3 protein-coding genes are annotated in these 2,497 nt (G+C 75.6%); 1 reads left to right on the top strand and 2 read right to left on the bottom strand.

The window, feature by feature from the left end:
• Positions 1 to 79 precede the first annotated feature (79 nt).
• Positions 80 to 985 carry a LysR family transcriptional regulator gene (locus ACIQOV_RS37140; protein WP_380545011.1) on the bottom strand — a complete coding sequence of 302 codons (906 nt, stop codon included), beginning with the start codon at positions 983 to 985 and terminating at the stop codon, positions 80 to 82.
• Between the two features lie 169 nt (positions 986 to 1,154).
• Between ACIQOV_RS37140 and ACIQOV_RS37135 the strand changes: the two genes are divergently transcribed.
• Positions 1,155 to 2,096 carry an EamA family transporter gene (locus ACIQOV_RS37135; RefSeq protein WP_401055203.1) on the top strand — a complete coding sequence of 314 codons (942 nt, stop codon included), beginning with the start codon at positions 1,155 to 1,157 and terminating at the stop codon, positions 2,094 to 2,096.
• Here ACIQOV_RS37135 and ACIQOV_RS37130 read toward each other — a convergent pair.
• Positions 2,011 to 2,497, bottom strand: a 487-nt coding sequence (locus tag ACIQOV_RS37130) for a MarR family winged helix-turn-helix transcriptional regulator (protein WP_401055202.1), incomplete at its 5' end; no start/stop codon positions are given. The two genes, ACIQOV_RS37135 and ACIQOV_RS37130, sit on opposite strands and share 86 nt — an antisense overlap.

Genomic DNA, 2,497 nt, shown 5'->3' with positions numbered 1-2,497 from the left:
CCGGCTGAGGCCCGGCTGAGGCCCGTACGAGGCCCGTACGAGGCCCGGGCCCCCGCGATGCCCTCGAACACGGCGGCCCTCAGACCGGAAGCCGCCCCCAGCACTCCCGCATCGAGGCCAGCGCCTCGGTGATGGCCGGACGCCGGGAGGCCTGGGAGCGCCAGAGCGCGAACACCCGGCGGCCGGGCTCCGGCGCCACCCGGCGGACCGCCACCCCGGGCGGCAGCGGGCCCCGTCCGAGCCTGGGCACCAGACCCATGCCCAGACCGGCCGCGACCAGGGCGATCTGCGTCTCGAACTCCCCGACCTGGTAGCGCACGTCCGGCTCCTCGCCGGCCTCGCGCAGGGTGCGGACCAGCCAGTCGTGGCAGATGTTGCCCGGCGGCACGCTGATCCAGCGCTGCCCGCACAGCCGCTCCACCGGCACCGGGTCGAGCGCGGCCAGATCGTCGTCGGCGGGCAGCAGCAGGTCCACCGGGTCCGTGCCGAGGTCCATCCGGGAGACCCCCTCCTGCACCGGCAGCGGTACGGTCGGCCAGTCCTGCACCAGCGCCAGGTCCACCTCGCCCCGGGCCACCAGCTCGGCCGCCGGGTAGGGATCGCGCTCCAGCAACCGGACGTCCAGCTCCGGGCAGCGCCGCCGCAGATCGGCCAGCGCCCCGGGCATCAGTCCGCGGGCACCGGACGGGAACGCGGCCACCAGCAGCCGCCCGACGGCCCGGCCGCGCTGCTCCTCCAGCCGCACCTCGGCCTGCTCCACCAGCCCCAGCACGGTCCGCGCGGTGACGGCCAGCTCGCGCGCCGCGTCGGTCAGCACCACGCCACGGCCCTGCCGTTCCAGCAGCACCGTGCGGGTCTCCCGCTCCAGCTTGGCGATCTGCTGCGAGACCGCCGAGGGCGTGAAGCCGAGCGCGGCCGCCGCCCCGCCGACCGAGCCGTGCACCGCCACCGCGTGCAGCGCCCGCAGGCGCCCCAGATCCATCATGCAGTGATCCTAAAGTGTCCGCTTCAGTATTCATCGCTGGTGCTACACGGTCCGGGGTCGCCATGCTCGACCCATGACCGCGACAACCGCCGCCGCCCCGAGCAGCCGCACCAGCACGGGCAGCACCGGCAGCACGAGTGGCACGGGTGGCAACGGCGGTCCGGGCGGCATGAGCCCGCGCCACATCGCCCTGGCCGTCCTGGTGGCCGCCGTCTGGGGCCTCAACTTCGTCCTGATCCACGTCGGCCTCGACAGCTTCCCGCCGCTGCTCTTCTGCGCCCTGCGGTTCGCCGTCGTCGCGGTGCCGGCGGTCTTCTTCGTCGGCCCGCCCAAGGTGGCCCGGCGCTGGGTGGTGGCGGTCGGCGTGGTCCTCGGGGTGGTCAAGTTCGGGCTGCTCTTCCTCGGCATGCACGCCGGGATGCCGGCCGGACTCTCCTCCCTGGTGCTCCAGGGGCAGGCCGGCTTCACCGCGCTGTTCGCCGCCGTACTGCTGCGCGAGCGCCCCGGCCGGCAGCGGCTGGCGGGCCTGGCGGTCGCCTTCGCCGGCATCGCGCTGAGCGCCCGGGACCAGGGCGCGGGCGGACCGCTCGGGGCCTTCGCCCTGGTCGTCCTGGCCGCCCTCGCCTGGGGCCTGGCCAACGTGCTGACCCGCAAGGCCGCGCCGCCGGACGCCCTGCGCTGGATGGTCTGGGTCAGCGCCGTCCCGCCGCTGCCGCTGTTGGGCCTGTCCCTGCTGGTCGAGGGGCCCGAAGCGGACCTGCGCGCCCTGCGCGGGATCACCCCGGCCGGACTGGGCGCGATCGGCTACGTCGGGCTGGTCTCCACCCTGTTCGGCTTCGTCGCCTGGAGCTTCCTGCTGCGCAACTACGACGCGACCGCCGTCGCGCCCTACTCGCTGCTGGTCCCGGTGTTCGGGATGTCCTCGGCCTGGTTGCTGCTGGGCGAGCGGATCAGCCCGACCGCCGCCGCGGCCGCGCTGCTGGTGATCGCCGGGATCGGGATCACCGCGCTGCACCCGGGGGCCGCTACCGGCGTGGTGGCCCGGCTTCGAGGAAGCGGGCCTCGGCCGAGCGCAGCACCCGCAGCAGCACCTCCTCGTCGGCGGGGCTGACCTCGCCGAAGTACTCCTGCGCCACCTCGTCCCGAACCTGCCCGATCCGCTCCACCGCCGCCCGCCCGGCCTCGGTCAGCAGGATCCGCACCGCCCGCCGGTCGGCCGGGTCGGGGCTGCGCTCGACCAGGCCGGCCTCCTCCAGCGCGTCGACCACGGTGGTCGCCGAGCGCGGGGCGATGTGCAGCTTGTCGGCGAGGTCGCTCAGCCGCATCGCGTGGTCCGGCGTCTCGCAGCCGGGGACGTGGGCGAGCGTGCGCAGCGCCCGGGCCTGGCCGGGGGTGATGCCGTACGGCTCCAGCCGCCAGCCGGTCTGACGGCGGATCCGCTTGATCGCCCTGGTCATCGCGTCGGCCAGTTCGGCGGCGGTGTCCGGGGTGCCGGACCGGGGGCCGGAGGAG

The organism is Kitasatospora sp. NPDC091257 (assembly GCF_044757675.1).
Classification (GTDB): domain Bacteria; phylum Actinomycetota; class Actinomycetes; order Streptomycetales; family Streptomycetaceae; genus Kitasatospora; species Kitasatospora lactacystinica.
The sequence above is the reverse complement of the archived record's forward strand: the minus strand, read 5'-3'. Positions and strand labels throughout refer to the sequence as shown.